Origin of the sequence: Phytoactinopolyspora mesophila (genome assembly GCF_010122465.1) — a bacterium.
Lineage (GTDB): Bacteria > Actinomycetota > Actinomycetes > Jiangellales > Jiangellaceae > Phytoactinopolyspora > Phytoactinopolyspora mesophila.
Map to the genome: position 1 here is coordinate 1,321,589 of NZ_WLZY01000001.1, position 23,069 is coordinate 1,344,657.

19 protein-coding genes and 2 pseudogenes are annotated in these 23,069 nt (G+C 62.8%); 10 read left to right on the forward strand and 11 right to left on the reverse strand.

Features of this window, described 5'->3' with window-relative positions; all coding sequences use genetic code 11:
- Positions 1 to 107 precede the first annotated feature (107 nt).
- A complete protein-coding gene (locus tag F7O44_RS06010) occupies positions 108 to 1,217 on the reverse strand; it encodes a hypothetical protein (RefSeq protein ID WP_162449175.1) in 1,110 nt (369 codons plus the stop codon).
- Between the two features lie 330 nt (positions 1,218 to 1,547).
- Between F7O44_RS06010 and F7O44_RS31640 the strand changes: the two are divergent.
- Positions 1,548 to 1,860: pseudogene (locus tag F7O44_RS31640) on the forward strand (SUMF1/EgtB/PvdO family nonheme iron enzyme); the annotation flags it as partial.
- A gap of 128 nt (positions 1,861 to 1,988) precedes the next feature.
- On the opposite strand, the gene F7O44_RS29565 reads toward F7O44_RS31640, so the two are convergent.
- The 3 genes from F7O44_RS29565 to F7O44_RS06030 all read right to left on the reverse strand — a co-directional run bounded on the left by F7O44_RS29565 (position 1,989) and on the right by F7O44_RS06030 (position 6,147).
- The gene (locus tag F7O44_RS29565; protein ID WP_162449176.1) at positions 1,989 to 3,212 is read right to left on the reverse strand and encodes a DegT/DnrJ/EryC1/StrS family aminotransferase; all 1,224 of its coding nucleotides are present in this window, start codon (positions 3,210 to 3,212) and stop codon (positions 1,989 to 1,991) included.
- A 160-nt stretch (positions 3,213 to 3,372) separates the two neighbouring features.
- Positions 3,373 to 4,374, reverse strand: a complete 1,002-nt coding sequence (locus F7O44_RS06025) for a zinc-dependent alcohol dehydrogenase (protein ID WP_222851104.1) — start codon at positions 4,372 to 4,374, stop codon at positions 3,373 to 3,375.
- 807 nt (positions 4,375 to 5,181) lie between these two features.
- The gene (locus tag F7O44_RS06030; RefSeq protein ID WP_343073814.1) at positions 5,182 to 6,147 is read right to left on the reverse strand and encodes a Gfo/Idh/MocA family protein; all 966 of its coding nucleotides are present in this window, start codon (positions 6,145 to 6,147) and stop codon (positions 5,182 to 5,184) included.
- Positions 6,148 to 6,848: 701 nt separating this feature from the next.
- Between F7O44_RS06030 and F7O44_RS06035 the strand changes: the two genes are divergently transcribed.
- From F7O44_RS06035 to F7O44_RS06045, 3 genes are all read left to right on the forward strand, one after another.
- Positions 6,849 to 9,719, forward strand: a complete 2,871-nt coding sequence (locus tag F7O44_RS06035; RefSeq protein ID WP_162449179.1) for a hypothetical protein — start codon at positions 6,849 to 6,851, stop codon at positions 9,717 to 9,719.
- Positions 9,720 to 10,361: 642 nt separating this feature from the next.
- On the forward strand, positions 10,362 to 12,380 hold the full coding sequence (locus F7O44_RS06040; RefSeq protein WP_162449180.1) for a N,N-dimethylformamidase beta subunit family domain-containing protein: 2,019 nt from the start codon (positions 10,362 to 10,364) through the stop codon (positions 12,378 to 12,380).
- A gap of 69 nt (positions 12,381 to 12,449) precedes the next feature.
- Positions 12,450 to 12,737: a DUF1905 domain-containing protein gene (locus F7O44_RS06045; protein WP_162449389.1), complete on the forward strand. Its 288-nt coding sequence runs from the start codon at positions 12,450 to 12,452 to the stop codon at positions 12,735 to 12,737.
- Between the two features lie 1,027 nt (positions 12,738 to 13,764).
- Here F7O44_RS06045 and F7O44_RS06050 read toward each other — a convergent pair.
- Complete coding sequence (locus F7O44_RS06050; protein WP_222851106.1) at positions 13,765 to 15,309, reverse strand: MFS transporter; 1,545 nt, start codon at positions 15,307 to 15,309, stop codon at positions 13,765 to 13,767.
- A gap of 103 nt (positions 15,310 to 15,412) precedes the next feature.
- Here F7O44_RS06050 and F7O44_RS06055 point away from each other — a divergent pair, with 103 nt between their 5' ends.
- Complete coding sequence (locus F7O44_RS06055) at positions 15,413 to 15,973, forward strand: TetR/AcrR family transcriptional regulator (RefSeq protein ID WP_162449182.1); 561 nt, start codon at positions 15,413 to 15,415, stop codon at positions 15,971 to 15,973.
- A 104-nt stretch (positions 15,974 to 16,077) separates the two neighbouring features.
- Here the strand turns inward: F7O44_RS06055 and F7O44_RS06060 are convergent, their stop codons facing one another.
- Complete coding sequence (locus tag F7O44_RS06060; RefSeq protein ID WP_162449183.1) at positions 16,078 to 16,455, reverse strand: winged helix-turn-helix transcriptional regulator; 378 nt, start codon at positions 16,453 to 16,455, stop codon at positions 16,078 to 16,080.
- A gap of 103 nt (positions 16,456 to 16,558) precedes the next feature.
- Here F7O44_RS06060 and F7O44_RS06065 point away from each other — a divergent pair, with 103 nt between their 5' ends.
- Positions 16,559 to 16,921 (forward strand): DoxX family protein, encoded by a 363-nt coding sequence (locus F7O44_RS06065; RefSeq protein WP_162449184.1) that lies wholly within the window; start codon positions 16,559 to 16,561, stop codon positions 16,919 to 16,921.
- An 85-nt stretch (positions 16,922 to 17,006) separates the two neighbouring features.
- On the opposite strand, the gene F7O44_RS06070 is transcribed toward F7O44_RS06065, so the two are convergent.
- Positions 17,007 to 17,651, reverse strand: coding sequence for a PIN domain-containing protein (locus F7O44_RS06070; protein WP_162449185.1), 645 nt, complete (start codon positions 17,649 to 17,651; stop codon positions 17,007 to 17,009).
- The gene (locus tag F7O44_RS06075; protein ID WP_246220639.1) at positions 17,648 to 18,310 is read right to left on the reverse strand and encodes an ImmA/IrrE family metallo-endopeptidase; all 663 of its coding nucleotides are present in this window, start codon (positions 18,308 to 18,310) and stop codon (positions 17,648 to 17,650) included. The genes F7O44_RS06070 and F7O44_RS06075 overlap by 4 nt, the downstream gene beginning before the upstream one ends.
- Positions 18,311 to 18,319: 9 nt before the next feature.
- Here F7O44_RS06075 and F7O44_RS30070 point away from each other — a divergent pair, with 9 nt between their 5' ends.
- On the forward strand, positions 18,320 to 18,484 hold the full coding sequence (locus tag F7O44_RS30070; RefSeq protein WP_246220640.1) for a hypothetical protein: 165 nt from the start codon (positions 18,320 to 18,322) through the stop codon (positions 18,482 to 18,484).
- On the opposite strand, the gene F7O44_RS06080 is transcribed toward F7O44_RS30070, so the two are convergent.
- Complete coding sequence (locus F7O44_RS06080; protein ID WP_222851108.1) at positions 18,477 to 18,812, reverse strand: helix-turn-helix domain-containing protein; 336 nt, start codon at positions 18,810 to 18,812, stop codon at positions 18,477 to 18,479. The two genes, F7O44_RS30070 and F7O44_RS06080, sit on opposite strands and share 8 nt — an antisense overlap.
- A 90-nt stretch (positions 18,813 to 18,902) precedes the next feature.
- On the opposite strand from F7O44_RS06080, the pseudogene F7O44_RS32270 reads away from it, so the two are divergent.
- A pseudogene (locus F7O44_RS32270) lies at positions 18,903 to 19,055 on the forward strand (DUF429 domain-containing protein); the annotation flags it as partial.
- A gap of 160 nt (positions 19,056 to 19,215) precedes the next feature.
- Here F7O44_RS32270 and F7O44_RS06090 read toward each other — a convergent pair.
- Together F7O44_RS06090 and pyrG are read right to left on the reverse strand one after the other, a co-directional pair.
- Positions 19,216 to 20,265: a type IV toxin-antitoxin system AbiEi family antitoxin domain-containing protein gene (locus F7O44_RS06090; RefSeq protein ID WP_162449188.1), complete on the reverse strand. Its 1,050-nt coding sequence runs from the start codon at positions 20,263 to 20,265 to the stop codon at positions 19,216 to 19,218.
- Between the two features lie 171 nt (positions 20,266 to 20,436).
- Positions 20,437 to 22,095: a CTP synthase gene (gene pyrG / locus F7O44_RS06095; protein WP_162449189.1), complete on the reverse strand. Its 1,659-nt coding sequence runs from the start codon at positions 22,093 to 22,095 to the stop codon at positions 20,437 to 20,439.
- 313 nt (positions 22,096 to 22,408) lie between these two features.
- Here pyrG and F7O44_RS06100 point away from each other — a divergent pair, with 313 nt between their 5' ends.
- Together F7O44_RS06100 and F7O44_RS06105 are read left to right on the forward strand one after the other, a co-directional pair.
- Positions 22,409 to 22,621 (forward strand): GntR family transcriptional regulator, encoded by a 213-nt coding sequence (locus F7O44_RS06100; protein ID WP_162449190.1) that lies wholly within the window; start codon positions 22,409 to 22,411, stop codon positions 22,619 to 22,621.
- A gap of 154 nt (positions 22,622 to 22,775) precedes the next feature.
- Complete coding sequence (locus F7O44_RS06105) at positions 22,776 to 23,069, forward strand: winged helix-turn-helix domain-containing protein (RefSeq protein ID WP_162449191.1); 294 nt, start codon at positions 22,776 to 22,778, stop codon at positions 23,067 to 23,069.

Genomic DNA, 23,069 nt, shown 5'->3' on the forward strand with positions numbered 1-23,069 from the left:
TGGTCGGTCCGAAGGCGAGCCACGTAAAGGCCGCTGCCACGCGCAACAGCGTTCCGGTCAGAGGCACGCTACCGATACAGCGGCAGAGCCGTCGCGACCTGCAGTGGTTAGGATGGCCACAACTCCCATGTGTCCCCCTTCCCACGGCGCAGTTGCGCATTCGGATGCTTGACCTGGGCCTCTGCCAGCCGGTCCATTACCTCGTTGATCGAGCCTGGCGTGATGACCGCGAGCGGCTTGGGCCTGGGCTGTTGCTTTCGCTCGGGCTTCGGCTCGGCCGGGGTGAAGATTGTGCGGAGCATGGGCGGGAGCATGGCGCGCCACTGCTCGTAGTCGAAGTCGGGCATTGCAAGTGCTCCGCCCCACTGGTGTTCGATCTTGTAGGCCGTGCAGGCGGGGCATCTCTCCCACCAGCCCGGCATCAGTCGCGCGATTGTCGCCGCCGTGGAATCCGGACCAGGCGGTCGTTCGAACAACTGTAGCGACAGGTCGTACTCGTGCCATTCCGTAGGTGCCTGGCATTCAGGGCACATGGCAGTTGGGTCGGGCATCGGCATCTTCAGCAGGGCGTTAAACCGCCGCCGGTCGGTCTTCGCCCACTTGCGGAGGACGGGGTGGCGCCAGTAGTCCATGTGCGACCGGAGATTGAACTCGCGCCGCTCGGCGGGCAGGAAGCCACCACTGTCGATGACCTGTTCGGGGTCGCCGAGCTGTCGTCGGAGCTCCTCCGCCGTGGCCCGGCGGTCGGCGAGGCGGCGTTGGGCGTCCTTTTGCTGCGCAGGGCTCGCGGGATTGGTGAGAACGTGGGTGAAGAATGCGGCGTCGGACTCGGTTCGCAGCAGGCGCAGGCGCAGGTGTTCACGGTCTTTGTCATACGATCGGGCGACGAGGTCAGTCCGGTGCTTCCTGTCCGCTTCGAGACTCTCGTGGACCTTGCCCATCTCGGCCTGGGCGAATGCTTCAGCTTCAGCCTTGCTTACCTTGGGCGCGCCGTTGTCCCACTCGCTGACGATTTGCCACAGTCGGTCGTGTTCCTGGTCACGTCGGCCTTCCTGCCACCAGTTCCACTGCCGCGACAAGTCCTCCAGCCTGCAGAAATCGTCCAGCGCATGAAGGAACTCCGACGCGGTGGAGCGGCCCTCTGGCTGCCGCGTCCACGTCACGCCGTTGGGGGCGGTGACCTGGATCGCGCCCTCTGGCACGCGCTTCTGGACCATTACGGCTCTGCCTCCTTGTCCAAATATGGACCAAGACCTCACCGCTCCCTGAGACGTCCCGAACTCTCCTGAGACGTCCCGCATGCTCCCACCGCATCGGCTCTGAGCTGCAACAACGCCACATTGATCACTGCGACGGCGGAAACACTTGGACACGTATTTGGCACAGACGGTCGACGCCAGCCAGGGCCAACCGCTCACTCTTGATGACGCGAAGTAATCGCGCCGGCCTCAGCCACGCCCGGGAGGATCATCGATGCCCCCCCCCCCCAAGCCTGCGTGTTGTGCAGCCAGCGACCCGGAGGCGAAGGTGGCACCGTCGGCGGTGCCGCGGTCACCGAAGCCCCAGGCTGGGTCACAGTGGCCGAGCGGCTGGAAATGTCGTTCGTCTTCGCCGGCTATCTCCCTGAGGACTTCCCACCCACCCGCGGCACCGCCGAAGCCCTATGGTGGCGCGAGGTACGCGGAGCGGACTGGCGACAGCCCGAAGGCCCACACTCCGAACATTGACGACCGCGTGAACCATCCTGTCGTCCATGTCACGTGGCGTGACGCCCGTGCGTACGCGAAATGGGCGGGCAAGCGCCTGCCGACCGAGGCGGAATGGGAGTACACCGCCCACGGCGGCCTAGAGCAGCACCCTACGCAGGATCCGCGCCGCAACCATCGAGGACAACGGCCAGCGACTCACCCTCGAGCCAAAGATCCCCAAGCAAGCCCAGCAGCTCCTGGACAGAATCAAAGGTCACTAAGCACAGTGGTAAAGTCAGGTCAAAGTGTGCGTTCCGCTGCCTTTCTAACAGAATCCGAGATGCCCTCACAAGCCCTCTCATCCCAGTCCGGATTTATGGCCAAGATGACGGTTCTAGCGAGCGTTTCAAGCGTCCGAGGGAGCATGTCGGCGTGATACGAAGGAGCGTTATCATTCAGTGCATGGAAGAACGGATCTGACGAACGCACATATGACCCTCGCCTGTTTAAGAGCGGGTCCCAGCTTGTATAAACATGCTTATCCTGATCAATGGGCAGGTGCGCAATCGCTTGAGGCGTCCCTATTTCTTCCTTCAGCACCTCGCAGAACTCCCGAGCACGGCGTTCGTCGTCAAACTTCAGCCCCATTGCGGAACCCGTACCAGCTTGACTCCCACCATTATAGGATATCTGCTCGACTACCCCCTCGATCTTTTCGCTTATCACGCTTCGATTCCGGTGGAGATCATCTATAATCTCGTCAAGACGTGCCAACTGAACCCGCATCATGGCGGCCATGATCTCATTGCCACGCAAGTTTATGCCGGCAAATAGATCAATACCCTCAAAGAGGCCAACGTTTAAGTCTCCTTTATATGGCCTCCGATAGGCCCATGCATCGTGATAAACAAGAGCTTGCTCGAAGACTCGCTGGTCACTCGTTAGAAACGCTCCCCCCTCCCCACATGAGATCATCTTGAAGAGGTTGAAACTGTATGCACCCGTGTGTCCAATTCCGCCCGCACGGCGTCCGCCATGCCAGTATCCGCCGTCACATTGACACGAGTCTTCGATGATCAACAAGTCATTCTCCGCCGCTATTTGCTCTAGGCGGTCCATGTCGGACATTAATCCATTCATATGAACTGGACTAATCGCCCTGGTGCGAGGTGTTATGGCCCTCTCCACCGCTTCCGGGTCTAGCGTGAGCGAGTCGTCAACATCGACCACTATCGGAATCACGCCAAGGTGCAGAGGAGCTAAGGCAGTTGCCATGAAGGTATACCCAGGAACGATCACCTCGTCGCCCGGCCCAAGCCCGAGTCCCGCGTAGCAACACATAAGCGCCGCCGTACCACTGGTCGTGAAACAGGCGTAACTACTCCCTACTACATTCGCCAACTCCCGTTCAAACGCCTCCGTCTCGGTGAGCTTCCCGCTCCCGATCTCCCCATACCTGAACCAGTTGCCCGACCGGATAACCCGCTCAACAGCCTGAACTTCTTCGTCACCATATCGATACATTTAAACACCATCCACGATCTCGAAAGCAGTCGCTGTCGTACACATGACTATGGCCAGTGCCAAGAATCTCAACAGAGCGACGCGGAATATGGCGGCACGGCCGCACCCACAATGACGTGTCGCCGGCCGAGACCGCGCAAGGCGCCCAGAAGCCAGCGTTTCACCATTCGAATCGTATGCCGATCGCGTCATCTCGCGCCCTCGCGGCTTCATAGGCCTCAACACACTCCGTCGGCCGAAATCTATGTGTCACAAGTCCGTCAACGCTGAACCTTCCGGTTCTCACTAGTTCAAAGAAGAGCTCGTGCAGACCCCGGTCACCAGCTTCAGAAAATTCTTGCTGATACTTGCTCAGGCCGTCGTGAGCACCAACTAGTGAAATTCCCCGGATAATCAGATCAACGGTCAAATTCTGTTCGCTCGGCCTCCCTGTGTCGCCCAACAACACGAGCCGGCCCTGATCTGCCACCAGCCTTAGCGCGCTAGGCAATACACTCGCGTTGCCGGTTGTATCCACCACCACCCGCGGACGTTTACCTTCGCACGCCTCGATCACGTCACCAAACCCCGCGTCCAGCTGGGTAGCTACCGTACCGCTGGCACCCCCTAGAGTCGCCATCTTCAGTCGAGCTATGGCCGGGTCGACCACAACGACCTCTTTCGCTCCGGCCGCGCTAGCCCATCTGACGGACATTTGCCCAATAGGGCCAGCGCCGACGATCACTACCGTGTCGCCCAGGACATATTCGGCCGCAAATGCTCCCATCAAAGAAATCTTCGCCAAAGCGAACCAACATGCATCACCCAAAGATACATCCCCGGGAATAGGCGTGCACTGCGTTGATGGCAATACATGTCCCGACGCATGACCTACGCGCGCAACTACATGGTCGCCTTCGGATATCCCTTTAACCTCGGCTCCGATCGCAGTGACTGTCCCAACAATCGAATACCCAGGATTAAATGGATAACGAACGTAGTCGGCCCAGTGGGTTCCTTGTTCAAAATTTCCGTAGAGAGCAGTGTGCTCCGTGCCATTGCTAATCAGCGAGTACTTGGTACTCACTCGGACGTCATTATCAGTAACGTCCGGCAGTTCGAAGCTCTGGAGCTCGACCATTCCAGCACTTGGGAACACTACTCTTCTCTCCGTCATTACCATCACACCCAGACTTGACTGACCAGTACGAGGTCTACTACTTGGAGCCACGCTAATTTCCAGGCGTAGCGTACTTCAGCAAGTCCGGTACCGCCGAGGAGGCGGATTCCACAGGAATTTAAAGCTGATTATCACCGATAGAGCGCCACAGCAAGACATCTTCTATTTTCATTACCTACAGCGTTCAACCCGAAACGTGAGGCTAGAAGGAGAGCCGCGCCACAAAGTTCACTTGTCGGCCGATAGTTTCACGTGCGTCACGCCAATCTCGGTCCTGGTGTTCACGTATGCGTCGGCGCCGACACGGGCGCCGCGCAGCCACACCGACACATCGGGCACGGCACCTCAAGCCGATCGGCAACACTGCAGCCCGCCACGACCTGGGCAAACAACGTCGGCGCCGCCTTAACGGAGGGATTCTAGGGCGATCAGTTGGTTTCGGACAATAAACTAATGATTTCTAACCAGAGTATCTTGTCCCGGCACAACCCTCAACAGCTCCGAGCCGACCGGGTTCCTCCACCTCGACAAAGGTTCGCGGACACGGCGCCGGTAGTACGGGTCCCGCCAGCCACGGCAGCTCTTCCAACGTGCTCATTAGGTCGTGATCGAGCACTCCGTTCCGAAGTGCGACGGGACCGGCAGGCAGCCCAGGTGACACTTTCGAGACTGCCCTCCTAATGACCATCGTTCTGACATCGGAGCCTCGACCGCACAAGCACGAGAAGCCCCACAGACGACGGAGAGGCCCGTCTGCACCGACCAAGGAGCCGCTTCAGCGGCGGCTTGGCTTCGGTCGATGGGTGGGCACTACACACCGGCGATCTCGCAGAGCTGTTCGGCAAGGGCCAACGTTGCCGCGGCACTCGTCATGTCGGAGAGATTCTCCGTCGCACCCGTTACGACGTCCCGGAAGTGCTCAAGTTCCGGCACGAAACCCATTGTCGTCGGCCCAGAATTCACCGGGAGCGGGACGGTGTAGTTGGGGCGCCAGACCTGCTCAGGTCGCTCTGGTGGGCGATAGGTGCAGGTGTCGACGTTGTCGATCCACACGGCGTGTCCCTTGCCATAGATCTCGGCGTACTCATTGCGCTGATTCCAGCTAGCGGTCGTACACAGGTTGAAGGTGCACACGGCGCCTGAAGATGCCCGAGCGATGGCGGCTACCGCGTGCCCAAAGCCGGGCAACTCTGTCACATGCGCCTGCACGTCGGAGAGCTCACCAAGAAAGTACCTGGCCAGATCGAGATGATGGACGGGATTGTCGATCAGATACGTCCGCAGGTCTCCCCCAAATCCCTGACCCATCGCAAACGTGAAGGCCCCGAGCGACGGTGCGCCGAAAACCGCCGAACGCACAATGTCGTGGGCCTGGCGGTAGGCCGGGGCGAAGCGTTTCATGTATCCCACCACCACAGGCGTCCCGGTATTCCTGCTGAGTTCGGCGAGTTCGTGAGCTTCAGCCGCAGATCCAGCCCCGGGCTTGTCGCAGAACACCGGCTTGCCAGCTTTGAGACACAGGTTGACGAGCGGGCCATAGTCGTCCGGACTGACGCAGACAATGACGCCGTCAAGCTCGACAGAGGCAAGCATCTTTTCCGGGTCGTCGAACGCGTGCTCGGCCCCCCACATCTCGGCCGCCGCCTGGGCACGATCCTGGTGCCGCGCGCAGGTCGCGACCAGCTCCAGCCCGGCAGCGCGCAAGTTCGGATACAGGTTCGCCGAGGCGTGTCCTCCCACGCCAATCACACCAATACGCATGCCCCGTCCTCTCATTCGCCAACCCAGCTCAGGGTCTTTGCCGGCGACGTCACGCCTCAGATCCGGCGGCGACGCCCGACCATGCTGCGGTTCTGGTCAAAGGGATTGGTAAGCGCACCCATAGGAAAGCAAATGAACTGCCTGTTTCTATTAACGTGCAGTGTCTCTCGTTCGAACCCCGACAGCAAGGCCTACGGCACGGCCCCCGCCCCCAGTTGTCGGGTGATCGAGAGCGCTCTATTGCTGTAGCCGACGGAGCCCACCTGGGCGTTTGCGACGCGACAGCAACCCCCGCCCTCACATCGGCAAGCTTCGTGGCCTGCCGTAACGGTTTGCGGCCGCACCGCGCCTTCCCGTTACATGAGGCCACGAACCCTGGTCACCGGCAACCCGCGGGCGCGGAGAGCACCCTCGCAATGCCTTCCGGACTGACGTTCTGTGTCAGGGATAAGAGTTGACGCCACTGCTTGTAGATCTCCCGGGACTCCACTCACGCAGGCCGACCTGTCAGCTGCCGCTGACAGAGGACCCTGCCGAGGGCAGAAGCTTAGAGATCTCACTAAAGACGGCATCCAAGCAGGGGGAGGTGAAACAATCGAGCTGGCGGGATGTCCTCAAGGAAAGCGCGGGGCCGAATGAGTCGAGTCGATGGTGGCCAGTCCGCAGCTCGAGGTTTCCATTTCCAGTACCTCGTCACCGTTGAGCGTCTCCTCGGGATGCTTGACACCTCTAGGAACGGCTTCCATACGCTCTACGTCGAGCGCAGTAGCCAGGGGGCAACACCTCCTGACGCGCAGCAAAGCATCGATCTCTCGCTCGGTGAACACGGCTCGGAAGGCCGGGTCCACATACAAGTCAAATCGGTTGAAGACCCGGATTCCGCCCGCCCTCTCGGCGCAAACGAAGCACTTCGTGAACTCGTGAAGCTCTGCGCGGCCGGTTCTGCTGAGCGCTACGAGCTCATCACAAATCGCCCGCTCTCGAGGTCAGGCCGAGTTGCCCGTTCGGCACTCGAAGACGCGGTATCCCTCCGGACCGCAGTGCCAGAGTCGAGCGACCTCCTCGACGACCTGACCGCAGAGGAACTCAACCGGCTACACAGGTGCCGGATCACGCTTGTTGAGGGAACGACGAGCCTATATCGGCAGTCCGTCAGCGCGAAGGTCCGAGCAGTGCGTGCGGCACAGCGGCTCGGCACCGGACCGGATTCTTCTGCGCTCCTTACTGGATATCTGGTGGACAAGGTCTTTCAGAGCGCTGCCGGAATTTCAAGCAGCCGGATTACGCGAAACGAAGTGACCCAATGGCTAAATACAAGCCCGCAGGAGGTCGCGGCGGCCTTGGGCGAATACGACTGGGGAAACACGATCGGATCGTGGCCAGCGCTGCCACTTCTGCCCCGTCCAGAGCGGTGGGAGCAGATCCGTCGTGGGCTTGCACGTCAAGGCGCGTCGCGGCGGCCGGCTCGATTCGTGCTGAGGGGTCCTTCGGGTATCGGGAAATCCTCGATCGCTGCAGAGTACGCGTACGCGAATCACGATCAGTATGCGTTCATGGCGTGGATCAACGGTGAGGATGCCGACTCGCTACGGGCGTCGTTCTCGATCCTCGCTGAGTCGCTTTCACGTCGGGACGATGGGGCACGGCCGTTGACCCCCGACGTGGTTTCATCGTTGCTCTCACAGCACGTCGGTCGATGGCTCTTGATCATCGACAACGCGGTCGACACGGCCGTGGTGGAATCGTGGCTGCCACAGTTCGGCGACGGGGACATCCTGGTCACAACCCTCGACAGCACGTCTTGGTCCGGAAGAGACGGCGCCGACATTGAGCCGTTGACACCAGCGGAATCCGCGGATCTCCTGGCCCGATTTCTTCCTTCAGCGAAAGGACACGAAGAACCGCTCGCCCGCATGGCGAGCCACCTGGGTCATTGGCCGCTCGCGCTCGCCATGGCGGCCGCGTACATCAACGGCGCGCAAATGCCGCTGGCACAAGCAACCGATCAGTACCTCCGGCGACTCCTCCCCAGAGTTGTTGATGACAACCTGGTGATCCCGGAAGGCTACCCACGCACCTTGGCGGACGCCATCTTCCTTGCTGTCGACGGCCTCGCCGACGGCGTCACAGGCGGAGACGGACGGATCCCGGTCCTGGCACGCGCCACTATCTACGTTTCCTCGTTCTTTGCGGAGAACGATATCCCTCTGAAACTCCTTCTGGCCGCGACGTGCGTGAAGCCAGAAGACATGGTCGAGGCAGGCCATGAAGGGCCGACGGAGATTATTGGCGTCGACACTGACAGCAATGACATGATCAGGCTCCTCCGGAGACGATCGCTCCTACAGCGGCGCGCTCGCGCTGTCGTCGACGGCTATCAGCCGTACATGTCGGATTGTATCTCGGTAAACACAATCACGCAGCTCGTCCTTCGTTCGCGCCTGAACCGTGAGGTCGGCCAGGTAGGAGTGACCAGTCTCATCGCCCGTGCCGCCTACCACGTCGATCAATGGTTGAAGCACTTCATCGACAATGAGCGGTTCAACCATGTGCTCGCAATAGCCCCACATGCGGCGAGCATCGCTCGTCACGCCAAACAGGAGGAGCTCGCATCGTTTCAATCGGCAACCCTCGCCGGCAACCTGGCACTTGCCTACAGGTCCCAAGGGCGCCACGAAGAGGCAGCATCGGCACTCGAATACCAGCTGGCCCAGATTTCAGTGTTAGCCAAGCATTTTCCGGAGGTCCACCCAGATATCGCGGTCACCAAAACCACTCTGCAATTACTCGACGCCAGAACCGCCCTCAATGCACCGCTGCCTGAACTGGTGGTGATCGCAAACTCCGGGATCTTGGCGCTCGAACGCGCGCTCACCGGCGAACGGAATCAGGGCAAGACGGAACTCGGCACAGTGGCACGCAGCTACGAATCGCTACTCCAGCAGCTGGCTATAACGGAAAGCTCGCTCGAACTTGACCGGCTCATTAACGTTGCAGCTGGGTTGGCTACCCATGCGCCGACGACGGAGGAGGCACATCTCCTATCGGAAATGCAAGCGATCAACGATCTGTTGACGACTGGTGAGAACGACGCTGAGGCGGCCGCACGCGCACGGTCGGCACTGCACCCACGTATCCCGTTTCAGCAGCAAATACAGCTAGTGGGGCTACTTGGTGAGGCACTCACGCGCCTGCACGACTTTGGCGCTGCCGCCCTCCAGGTACGAGCGCTCGACAGTCTCGCCCAGCCACGAGAGGTCTTCGCAGACGAAGTCGTTAGTCAGTTGAACAACATGGGTATCGCCACGTACGCTTCCCTCGACAAAGCCCCGGGCGCGGTCGACCTGCTCGCTCAAATCCTGGAGTTGTCCGAGCCTCGTTGCGCCCTGATCCGGCCCGGCACCCTTCGAATGCACCACATACTCCGAGGCGCCTTGGCCCACGCACGACACGACGTTCATAACGCCAGGGATGCTCTCAGGCAGATCGAGGGTTTGACATCGGCGACCCGTGAGTACGGAGTAAGAGCTGACAACATCGCAGGGTCTGTCGTTCCAGCTCTGCGCTACCTAGTAGCTCGTGGCTGACCATAGCCAGCAGTAGGCCATCCGATCATCTGAGCTGCCCCGGTCCGGACTCCGAATTCACTGGTGATCGAGAGCGCTTCATGGCTGTATCCGCCGGAGCCCACCTGGGCGTTTGCGAGACGTCAGCAACAACAATCCGGCGACGATCACCGAGGAAGGGCGGCTGGTTGGGCCAGCTTCGTGGCCTGCTGTAACGGTTTGCCGCCGGAAACCACACCTTTCCGTTACGTGAGGCCACGAAGCTTGTCCACCGGCAACTCGAAGCCACCGCGCCGCGGTGATCATCCGCCAGTCCGGTGCGCGCCACGGGTAGCCGTGATGCACCTCCCCCCGGGAACCTTTCATGGATGCTTATCACCACCCTGGGATTCGGCAACCAACATCGCCGGCACATCGGCATCTAGTCGCTCAGACGACGACGCCCTGACCCGCACTGACGGCCGTCGATACGCTTTCCACTACCCACCAGAACATGTTACGGTGAACTATCTATTTCATTGAGTGACATTCGGCCGTTTCGCGATCTGCAAACGGGCCGTCGCGCCTTTGCCGCGAGGACGACATTCCTGCACACCAGTTGAACCGGACTCGCGATGCGCACATGGCGACACCCGTGACTTCTGATTCGAAAGTGGTGTTCTGATGACGATCGAGGGCTACTGTTCGGAACGGTCGGTGTTTCCGGGCGAGACAGTTGGCTTCCACGCCAACCTTCGCGGCGGCGGCGACGTCGACATTGAGATCAGGCGGGTGCCGTCACCCGAGGTGGTTCACCGCGTCACGGCCCGGTGCGGTGAGCATGCCACTCCCATCGATGCGCACGAGAATGGCTGCCAGTGGCCGGCATTGATCACACTTGCCATCCCCCATAGCTGGTCGAGCGGCGTCTACACTGCCGACCTCACAGCCACCAGCGGCGCAACCACCCGGCTGTTCTTCGTCGTCAAGACGCCCACCCCCATCGGCCCGGTGCTGCTGTCTGTCGCGGTGAGCACCTATGAGGCTTACAACGGCTGGTCACCGCTGGCGAAAGACATGCTTGGCAAGAGTCTCTACGACGGATTCCCCGCCCCACCCGCCGACGACGGCCAAGAACGCCCGTACAGCGACAATCCGCCGGAGCGCGCCCACATCGTGTCGTCTCAACGCCCCAACCCCGATTGGGCATCGTATTTTGAACGCTGGGAGGGACGCTTCCTGGCCTGGGCCGAAGCCGAGGGCCTCGCCGTCGACTGCTGCACCAGCGTGGACCTGCACAACGATCCCGAGCTGCTGTCTCGCTACCAGCTTCTGCTGTCCGTCGGCCACGACGAGTACTGGTCGAAAGAAATGCGGGACAACGTCGAAGACTTCATCGCCAACGGCGGCAACGTCGCCTTCTTCAGTGGCAATGTCTGCATGTGGCAAATCCGCTTCGACGACCACGACCGCCAGGTCATCTGCTACCGAAGCCCAGTTCTGGACCCCCTCATGGGCATCGACAACGAACGCGTCACTACCGAATGGTGGTCAGCACCCGTGGACCGGCCCCCGAACTCGATGGCCGGCGTCAGCACCCGCCACGGCGCGGTCTACTCCGTCGGTGACATGTTTCTCGGCCGCACTAGTCTGGGCGCTCGCCGCGAAGATGCCGCCTATGAGGTGTGCTTCCCCGAGCACTGGGTCTTCGACGACGTACAGCTCGCCGACGACAACACCTTCGGCCGCGGCGAAAACGTCGTCGGCTACGAAACCGACGCCGCCGAATACACCATCACCGACGACGGCATACCCAGAGCCACCCACCGCGACGGAACCCCAGAAAACTTCACCATCCTCGCGCACGCCGACCTCACCTCCTGGCGCGGCCACGGCCTCGGCGGATACGCCACCATGGGTATCTTCCGCCGCAACGGAACCGTCTTCACCGCCGCTACCACCGACTGGGCCAACGGCCTGCAACCCACCTCGAACGACGACGACGGCACAGCGGCGACAGCAGCGGCAACGGCCGGCGCGGTTCCACAAATCACCCGTAACGTCATCACCCGCCTCAGCCAGCGGATCCCGGCCAACACGTGGGACCTCATCGGCGATGCACCACCACTAGCGTCAATCACCACCTTCGAACACCAGCTCTTCGCCATCGGCAATGACGGGCGCCTCTACTGCCGCGACGCCACCCCGCAGAACATCAAGTGGCGCGACATCGGCGACGCCGACGGAATGCTCGCCATCGCCGCCACCGAGTTCAGCAGCGGACGGCTCCTGGCACTACACGAACACGACGGCATGTTCTTCCGCCACGGCATCACAACACCGAGCCCGTGGCACTCCGTCGCCAAAGCACCCACCAACCCCGTCGACATGGGCTGCATGTTCTCCGAAGTGTTCGCCGTCGCCGACGGCACACTCTGGGCCCGAACACCCGCGCTCATCGACGACGAATGGCGACCCGTCGATGACGCCGACGGCGTCATCTCCCTCGAAGCCTGGTGGAATACCCTCTTCGCTCTCACCGACCGAGGCCGCATCATCTACCGCCCCGCCGAAGGCGAAGGCCGAGCACCATGGACCACCCTCGACCAAGCACCCACCGGCGCACAGGCGGTAGGCGCCATCAACGGCCGCATCGTCATCTCCACCGAAGAAGGCAATCTCTGGTGGCGCCCCCTCGCATAGCAGGTCGGGCGAGGGACGCTCATCTGGTAGACAGACCGCCCGTATGATCGCGGCATGCCGGTTGACCACATGGAGTTCACCTTCACCGGTCAAGTGATCGAATGGCGTGGACCGCCGCCGTACTACTTCGTCCCCGTGCCGGACGCAGAGTCCGCCGACATCCGCGACGTGGCCGCGATCGCCACCTACGGCTGGGGCGTGATCCCTGTCCGGTCCCGGATCGGTGAGGTCGTCTTCGAGACATCGCTTTTCCCCAAGGATGGCGCCTACTTGCTGCCGCTGAAGAACGCCGTGCGAGAACCCCACGGCCTCTCAGCCGGTGACAACGTGACCGTCGAACTGACCGTCCGGTTCTAGCGGCTCGCCTGCCGCTCGAGTACCCGCACGCCGTCGGACCGAGACAAGTACGAGACGGCTCATCCCCGTAGACGCGGGGACCACAACCATGGCGGCGCAGGCCTGTCGCAATACAGCGGATCACCCCCGCATCCGCGGGGAGAGCACAACTCGGGCCGCCTCAATCGAGCCGCGCAACGGATCATCCCCGGTTGGCTGGGGAACATCGCCCAATCACCAGCCACGATATCAACGCGTCAAATCAACTCCGCCTTAGCCACGGAGGACGCGCAGAATCGACGATCCAGCGTGTAGCAGCTAGGAGTCGTCCCTCAGCCGGGACGCTCCATTCCCCAGGACACGCTCGTTAAGTAGCCCTATCTCCTCCTCGTCGATCTCAAAGAACTCGCCCATGGACAGCATGACCTCATCAGTCATGACAATCTCCCAGCCCGCCATGGGACCCCCGCCCGCAAGGGTTAATTGAGAACATTCTTCATCTCCGATCCGCGTAGGTCCAGCCCTGATGTGCGGCCACCAATCCTGCACCCGCAGATCGTGATCTTCGGCCGCAGCACCAACTCGCTCGCCCCAACATGTCGTCGCGTATGAGCGTCGGTTCCGCTGTCGATCACCGCTTGAGTTGTCCGCGGCTGGACGAAGAAGCTACCGCGTCCTGCCGCGGCGCACCGTGATGGACCGTTGCGTCCAGCTGTCGAATTTGATATCAATAATGAAATTCATATTTCTTTAGGTAGCTGTCCAGCAACTTCGAGAAGAAAGGCAAGCGATGAAAACGCATCCGCACAGCGCTGGCGCTGGCGCTGCTGATGGCGCTTTCGCTTCACCTGCGCGCCAACCGCGGCAGACCCCCGGGCGTAGGTGGATGTGTCAATTCGGATCGAGACAGGAGGGCTGACGGCTCGACGGTGACAATTCGCGCAAGCGACGTCGAGGTTGACAAGCAGCAGGTGATGCAAAGCCAGACCGGCGGCGGCGCGGTGAGGGGGGCGCCGCCGGCCTGGCAACTATGGTCCGCGCGGCCGCGCTACGCGGCCGGCACGCTACGGCGACGCCGGCGCAGCACAACAAGCGCTTGCGTCGCCGCGTAAGCCACCAGCAGCGCCCCAATCAGGCTGGTCGTGTGCACAGCCGAAGTGAACGACACGTCGGCCGCCGCCTTGAGAGCCGACCCGACCTCGCCGCTCAGGTCGCCCGAGACGTGCAACGCGCCGCCCAGGGTCTGTCGTGCCTCATGCATCAGGTTGTCCGACACTCCAGGCACGTTGGCCAGTCCGGAGGCGTAGAGCGTGGTGACAATGGTGCCGAGGATGGCCGTGCCCATCGCTGCGCCCACTTCGTAGGCCGTCTCCGAGATCGCCGACGCCGCGCCCGCCTTCTCCGGGCGCACGGCCGTCATGATCGTGTTGTTGGTGATGGTGTTCGACGCGCCGACGCCGGCGCCCACCAGGGTAAAGCCGACAGCCAGCAGCCAGCCGCCGGCGTCGGATCCGGTGGGAAGCTGGGTCATCAGCGCGTACCCGGACGCGACGATCATCAGCGCCGCGAAGATCAGTGGCCCGATGCTGAAGCGGCGCATGAGCCGGACGACGAACAACCCGGTGAAGATGGCCAACGTCAGCCCGGGCACCAGCACCAGGGCGGCCCGCATCGGGCTGAGCCCGACCACGATCTGCAGGTACTGGGTGATGAAGAACAGCGCGCCGATGAAGGCGATCATCGTCAGCATGTTCGTGACGACGGACACGCTGAACCCACGGTTGGCGAACAGTTCCAGGTCCAATAGCGGATTGGTCAAGACGCGCTGCCGGCGCACGAACGCCACGCCGAAGCCGATCCCCGCCACGAGAGCCGCCAGCGCCGTGATGCTGAATCCATGCGACGCCATGGTCTTGATCCCGTACACCGCCGACAACATGGCCACCAGCGACAATCCGGCGCTCATGAGGTCGTAGCGCCCCGGGTTCGGGTCCCGCGATTCCGGAACCAGGAACGGGGTCAGGCACAGCAGCACTACCATCACCGGCAGGTTGATCAGGAAGACCGAGCCCCACCAGAAATGCTCGAGCAACCAGCCGCCGATCACCGGCCCCGCCGCCGAGCCGACGGAGAACATCGTCGCCCAGATCGCGATGGCCAGCGTCCGCTGCCGCTGATCGAGGAAGATGTTGCGCAGCAGCGAAAGTGTGGACGGCATCAGCGTCGCGCCGGCGAATCCGAGCAGGGCACGGGCGAAGATGAGCATCTCCGGCGACGTCGAGTACGCCGCGACCGCGGAGGCGAATCCGAATCCGACGGCGCCGATGAGCAGCAGCCGGCGACGGCCGATGCGGTCCCCCAGCGTGCCCATGGTGACCAGGAGACCGGCCAGCATGAACGAGTAGATGTCGACGATCCACAGCAGTTGGTTGCCGCTGGGCGCAAGCCCTTCGCTCAGATGCGGAACTGCGAAGCTCAACACCGTGGCGTCGACGGAAATTAGTAGTACAGGCAGCAACAGCACGCCCAGCGCAGTCCACTCCCGGCGCCCGGCGCGCTGTTCCGGCAGTCTCTCGACAGACCCGACCGACACGTCATCTCCCATGTCCGATAAGCGCCGGGCCCGCCACCGTCACGCTTGTACTACCGCCCGGACGGATTCGTAACTGAACCGTCCAGACGGTATACTAACACGCATGCCACGACCGTCCGCGCGTGACCGAATCCTGGACGCCCTCCAAGAGATCCTGACCCGCGAGGGCCTTTCCGCGGTCACACTCGAGTCTGTGGCCGAAGCCGCCGGCGTATCCAAAGGCGGTCTCCTCTATCACTTCGCCACCAAAGAAGCCATGCTCGACGCCTTCGTCGAGCGCATGTGCCGGGACGCCGAGTCCGAGTTCGCCGACGCCGAGAAGAGCGACGACATCGTTGCCTACTACCTGCGAGCGTCCGTGCCAGGAAGCTCCGACGCTGCCCTGATGTGGTCCCTGGTCGCCTCGCTGCGCACCAACGACGTCGCCAGCCAGGAAGCTCGCCGCCTCGTCGCCGATATCTTCGCCCGGTGGGAGGAGCTCCTGCGGCGACGCATCGCCGATCCGGTGGTCGCCGAAATCGTCCGCCTCGCCGGCGACGGGCTCTACCTTCGCGCCCTGGTCGGTCTCTCGAATCCCGACGACGACGCGCTGGCGGCCGTCACCCAGCGCCTCTCCGAGCAGGCACAGGCCCAAGCACGGGAATCCGCCGCCACGTCAGCCTAGCCTCGCTCACTTCGTGGCCTCAGGTAACGCTTCGACCCGTTTCCGCGCCGCGAAACGTTACGCGAGGCCACGAGGCTCCAGAGACACGGGCGCGAGGCGTGTAGTCAGGAGTTCTCTGAGTCGTAGCTCGCTTGGCTGGCCTCGATGTCGGCGTTGTGGTCGACGGCCCACTCGGCGAGCGTCACCGCGGGCTCGATCAAGGTTTGCCCCATCGGGGTAAGCGCGTACTCCACCCGTGGCGGGACCTCGGCGAACACCGTGCGCTCGACCAACCCGTCCCGTTCTAGATGCCGAACCGTTCGCGTGAGCATGCGCTGGGAGATTCCCGGGATGCGCTGCTGGAGTTCGGTGAACCGCAGACTCTCGCCGTCCAGCGTCGCGACCACCAGGAGCGTCCATTTGTCGGCGATGCGGTCCAGGATGCCGCGGATCGCCCGGCCGCCGTCGCCGCGAATCAGGCACGTCTTCTGGTACTTCGACATCGCCATCCCTTGTTCGTTACGCACACCGATGTGCCTTTTGTAAGCCCTTCAATAGTTACCCATCATGTACTCACTAACAAGTCGTAACTATTGGAGGCTTGGCGTGGAGATCACCTACTGGATCGTTGCCGGACTGCTTGGGGCCTTCTACCTCTACGCGGGTGGGAAGAAGGTCGTGCAGAGCAAAGAACAGCTCGCCCCGATGATGAGCTGGGTCGACACCATCCCGATGCGGGTAGTCCGGGCTATCGGCGCCGTCGAGATTCTCGGTGTCATCGGACTGGTACTGCCACCACTGACCGGCGTCGCGCCCTTCCTCGCGGTAGTGGCTGCGGCCGGCTTCGTCGTGCTCCAGGTGCTCGCGACCGGGCTGCACCTGTCCCGGGGCGAAGCCAAGGACACCGGCCTCAACGTCACCCTCATCGCGGTTGCCGCAGTCGTAGTATGGCTCGCCACGGCGTGGTGAGCAGCCAACTTCACCTCCGATTCTGCAGACTGCGCTGAAAGAGCAGCTCGCTCCCGTGGGCTCAACCGGGACTCAAGACGCCAAGCTACTGCTGGGCGGCATTTGTTCTCTCCCAGATCGCAGCCGTGAGCAGATTGGTCTCACTGATCGGTGGCAAGGCGGAGTCAAGAGACCGCATGTTTTCGTAGACCGTCTTCATTCTTGCCCTGTCGGGTAGGTGTGTGCTGCCGGCTGCGCGCAGCAGGATGGTCTGGGTGTTCCACACTCGTAGGCGACCGGCGGCTTCGAGACCGTTGATGCGGCGGGCCTCGTTCTGAGCCATTGCGGTGCCGGCGCGCTCCTGGATCAGCACTGCGATGTCCGTGCCGGCTTCTGCTCGAACGGCGGCATGTGCGATCACCAGCATTTCGCCTAGATCCTCCTGTTGGCGCATCCGCTCGCTCATCGGCATGAGGCAGAGTCGCTGAACCGCGGCAGCCAGTTCTGCGGTTTCGTCGTCGGGTAGAACTGTCAGCCGGTTCGCGTCGACGATCTTCTTCCAGGTCGCCTCCACAGTGCCGAACCGCCGGCTCTCCTGGCGGCTTTTGCGGATGACTTCACGCTCGACCTGCTCGGGGGCAAGTAGACCTGCGGAGCCGAGCCCTGCGTAGAGGATTCTGGTGGTGTCCTTGCGCGCGAGGAAGGTGAGCACGGGGCCGGCGTCGATGATCGCGTCCGGTCCAGCGCTCATATGTCCTCCAGCCAGGAGAGATCGACGTCGGGATCGGCTCCGGCGAGGAGGTCGTCTTCGTCAGCCTCGTCCATGCGGGCGGTGGGTTTGATCCCGGCCTCGTCGAGCTCGGCGGCAATATCCTGTGGGGCTACACCACGCACAGAGGCGACGGTTTCGAGGGAAACAAGCCCGGCGACGTAGCCGGTTATGACGCGAGCTAGCAGTCGTTGCGGCGCCCGGCGCTGGTTTGATTCTGCTTGAAGACTTGTGTACTGGTCGGCCCAGCCGAAACGGGCCGACAGCGTTGGCGTGTGGATATCGGACCATGCGGTGTATCGCGGCGTGTTGATGGCACCCAAATCGCGCAATTGGATCGCGGCAACCGCTGGCGACACCTGGAAACGCTGCACCAGGTCTGAGAATGCCTTCATCTCCAGCGGCTCGTTGAGCCGTTCGAGGAAATGTCGAACGCCTGCGAGAGGGATGAGCATGTGGCGCGCAAAGGACTGCGCACGCCTCTCGACGACGGAGCCGACGGATAGGGCCCCGGGCTTACCGTTGCTTTGGTCTCTGAAGATCAGGTGTCCGAGTTCATGGGCGAGGGTGCTTCGCCAGCGCATTGGGTTGTGGGAGCTAGCGACCGCCACGATGGTCGCCCCGCGGACGGGGTCAACCATCGTGAGTCCGTGCTCGTTCGAATCGTCGACACCGACTACGGTGACGTCAACATCCTGCGTCTGCTCGATCAGGGCGACGATGTCTGCGATCGGCGCGATGCCGAGGCCGTTCTCCTCCCGGAACGTCTCGGCTGCCGTCCGCGCCTCCTCTTCGTAGGCGGGCACGTCAGCTGATGCCGTACTCGTCCAAGTAGGCATCAAGCTCGAGTAAATGCACGAGCTCGCCGCGCAGACCGCTCATGTCGCTGCCATTCTCTGCGCGGGCGAAGCAGACAACCCGGTCACGCACCGCAGAGCGCTCGGAGATCTCGGAGACCGCACAGCCAAGGGCGGCGGCGATGAGAACGATCTCGTTCATCTTCGGAGTGCGTTCACCGGATTCGATGCGCGACAGAGTGGCCTGGCTAAGCCCGGCCCGACCCGCCAAAGCACGCTGAGACATGCCAAGCCGCTCGCGGGCACGCTCGATCCGCGAACCCGAAGACATGGTGGCAGCAGTCACCTGAATCACTCTCCCTACTTCTGATTCAGTGTAGGTCACGACGGGGACAGATGGAAGCCGGCCTCCTGGCGTCCGGGCCACGCTTGGCGGGCGCGAAAGGACACATCTCGGCGATCGAGGAGCGACCGTCCGGTGATCGAGGTCCACCCTGAGCTCTGCTTCGCCACACTGGCGGGACATCCTCTTACACATCCGAAACGGTCCTGGGCAGGCGCTGAGGAGCGTAGACGCCTCCTGGTTTCGGCCGGAATCCACGTGCCTACTGACATTGGCGTGGCGGGCGACCTGGCGGGCGCCGGCACATGCCTCCCGAGCTTCGTGGCCTCACGTAACGCCTGGACCTCATTCCGGGCTGCGAAACGTTACATGACGCCACGAAGCGCGGAGGTGATGCGCCGACGAGTCACGACACCTGGCGGTATGTCTGGATCTCTCGGTACCACCGGTAGGGGTGCGCGCGCCGTGGAGTGGTCGCGATCACGCTCCGGAATCGGTCGGCCAGCTCCGGCCGATGGTGGCGTGCCATCCGCCAGCCGTAGCGGGAGATTTCGAACCCGTGCTGACGCAGCTGCCACTCACGCTCGCGCTGACGCTCGATGACGACGGCGGCATCTAGCCGGCCGTTGTACTTGAGCCCACCATCGCCCTCGAAGATCAGCCACAAGTCGTCGAGCAGGTGGTCCGGCCGATAACGCGCCGCCTCGAGGTCGACCCACGCGTTGGAGATCGGCACCGGCAGATCCCCTTCGATGAATGTCAGCCGACCCAGGGTTTCCAGTGCCGACTCCGCAAAAGGGTCGGCATGCTCGATCACCCACAACGCGTCCCGGCTACCGGGCCAGGACCTCTCCGCCATCAGTACTGCCCGTAGTTCGTTGACGGTTGTTCCGCCGGCCATGACAGCGTCGGCGACCACCAGCGCCTCATCACGCGGCGCGCCGCGGCCGATGTCCACCGCCGTTCGAGCCATGGACAGGACCGGGCAGCCGTCTACCGCCGTGCGATGCTCAGCGGGAATGCTGATCGCGCGGACATCCCCGCACAAGGAACTCTTCGCGGATCCGGAACCCACCGGGACAACAACCAGCGGGCGCTCGGGAGGCGCGCCGATGGTCGGCAGATCGTGAATGGCCACCGCCGACCAGCCCGCGGCGACAGCGTACGGCCCGCAGGCCAGGGTGAAGGCGCGTGACCGAAGTGCGAATGCTGGCCACAAGTCCAAGGCTTCGTAGCGCGCTCGGTCCGCGTAAACACCTTTGGCCAGCCGGATGAGCAACTCGGCCCGCACCAGCCGCTGGATGCGCGGCCGGGTGACGCCAGCGCGCTCGGCCTCGCCCACGGTGAGCACGCCGTGCCCTGCATGCAGCAGGCGCTCGACGTCGCCGGGGATTCTGGTCAGCCGGTGGGCCATTCCGTCATGATCGACGGTCAGGACCACGGTGCGACAGGGCATGCAACCCGGTTGTGGACAGCTTCCCCGGAATGGGGCGCCGCTTCTGTGGACAACCTTCGCCCGGATCTATCACCTAGCTTCGTGGCCTGGCGTAACGCTTACACCGGTTTCGACGCCGTGAAACGTTACTTGAGGCCACGAAGCTCAGAAAGGCCGGAACCCACACTCAGGTTAGTCGACGTCCACCGGCAGCCGGGTCTCCTGCTGCCGCTGCACCGCAGCCGCCACGAGACCCCTGAACAGCGGGTGCGAGCGGGTGGGACGCGACTTGAGCTCCGGATGCGCCTGGGTGCCGACGAAGAACGGGTGCGTCTCGGCTGGCAGCTCAACGAACTCTACGAGCTGACCGCCGGGCGAGGTGCCGGAGACGACCAGGCCCGCACCGGCGAGCTTCTCGCGGTAGTCGTTGTTCACCTCGTAGCGATGGCGGTGCCGTTCGGTGACGCGCTCGTCACCGTACAGCTCACGCACCACGGTCCCCGCACCGAGCACTGCCGGATAGGAACCGAGGCGCATGGTGCCGCCCAAGTCGCCGGCGCCGGCGACGATGTCCTTCTGATCGGCCATGGTGGCGATCACCGGCGCGGGACTTTCCGGATCGAACTCGGTGGAACTGGCACCGTGGAGACCAGCGACGTTGCGTGCGTACTCGATCACCATGCACTGCAGGCCGAGGCAGAGTCCGAGCAGCGGGATGCCGTGCTCGCGACCGTACCGAATGGCGCCGACCTTGCCATCGATTCCGCGAATGCCGAACCCGCCGGGGACACAGATGGCGTCCACGTCAGCCAGGTGCGCCACGGCACCGTCGGCGGTTTCGCACTCGTCGGAGGGGACCCAGCGGATGTTCACCCGCGCGTCCTCGGCGAAACCGCCGGCGCGCAGCGCCTCGGTCACCGACAAATAGGCATCGGGCAGCCCGATGTATTTTCCGACCAAGGCGACGGTGATCTCGTGTTTCGGGTGGTGCACCCGGCGCAGCAGTTCTTCCCACGCGGTCCAGTCCACATCGCGGAAGGCCAGCCCGAGTCGGCGAACCAGGTAGGCGTCGAGGCCTTCGGAGTGCAGCACCTTGGGGATGTCGTAGATCGAGGGGGCATCGACCGCAGCCACCACGGCGTCCTCGTCGACGTCGCACATCAGCGAGATCTTCTGCTTGACACTGACCGGGATCGGACGATCGGAGCGGCACACGATCGCATCAGGGGTGATACCGACCTGACGCAACGCCGCCACCGAATGCTGCGTGGGCTTGGTCTTCAGCTCACCCGACGGTGCCAGGTACGGCACCAGAGACACGTGCAGGAACAGGCAACGGTCGCGGCCGACGTCGTGCCGGACCTGCCGCGCCGCCTCGAGGAACGGCAACGACTCGATGTCGCCAACGGTGCCGCCGACCTCGTGTATCACGACGTCGACACCTGGCCCGCCCATGGCGAGCATGCGTTCCTTGATCTCGTTGGTGATGTGCGGAATGACTTGCACGGTGTCGCCGAGATACTCGCCGCGTCGCTCCTTGGCGATCACGTCTGAGTACACCTGTCCGGTGGTGACGTTGGCGCTGCGGTTGAGGTCACGGTCGAGGAAGCGCTCGTAATGCCCGATGTCGAGATCGGTCTCGGCACCGTCCTCGGTGACGAAGACCTCACCGTGCTGGAACGGGTTCATGGTCCCGGGATCGACGTTGAGATACGGATCCAGTTTCTGCATCGTCACACGTAAGCCGCGCGCCGTAAGCAGGTTTCCGAGGGAAGAGGCGGTGAGGCCTTTTCCAAGGGAGGAGGCTACGCCTCCGGTGACGAAGACGTGTTTTGTTCGCTCGATTCCCACGGGCCTCCAGCGTAACAGCACCCGGGAGCCTTCGATGCCAGACCTGGCAATGTCGGCGCGTTGCCCGCCAGACACGTCAGGTGACCGACGCTCGACGGGGGTGTACGACGACGCCACCGGCTCGCTTCCGCACTGTCACCGAGCAGGACACGCCCGAGAGATCATTGATCTTGAAACTGCGAACCCGCTGGTCACAACCAGACGTCTTAGTACCTTACATGCCGTCTTGGTATGTTTTTGCAGGTCACAGGGCGTTTAATGTTGCCTTGTGCCAATAGATGACCGCTCAAACCGAATCGACCATTCCGGCCCTATGCTGCTGTGGCGGCAGGTCGCCGAGGACATCCTCGCCGAGATAGATTCCGGCGCGCTGCGCCCAGGAGACAAGCTGCCAAGCGAATCGGATCTGGCCAGCTCCTACGGCGTCTCCCGGATCACCGTGCGTCGCGCGATCAAGGAGCTCCGCCAGGAGAAGAAGGTGCGAGTGGTCCAGGGCCGCGGCACCTACGTCGAAACTAACGACTGACTCGTACGGCGCCGTTGGGCCAGGACCCGGGCCCCGTAGCCTGTCAGCGCGTCCGGCCGTGCACCGCAGCATGCTGCCCCGGGCTACCGCGGTATAGCGCGCAGCGCCGTATTCTAGCTGTCTGTAGAGGTCAGCGCAGGCCTACATTGCTGTAATGGTCATCCCCAAGTTCGACCCTCATGCGGACGAGCCTGGGTACCTTTACATGAAACTTGCCGATCACGTCGCTTCGTACATCGAAACGGGAGATCTGGTTCCAGGCTCACGCTTGCCGGGTGAAGAAGAGTTCGCGGCTCAACATGACGTCTCCGTCGGAACCGTGCGACGAGCCACCGATGAACTCCGCGAGCGGGGGTTAGTAGTCACCTTGCCCGCCAAGGGCACGTACATCGTGAATCCGGACCGCAAGCCAAGTGCGACCCGCGAGCCAACATCTCGCGAGCCATGA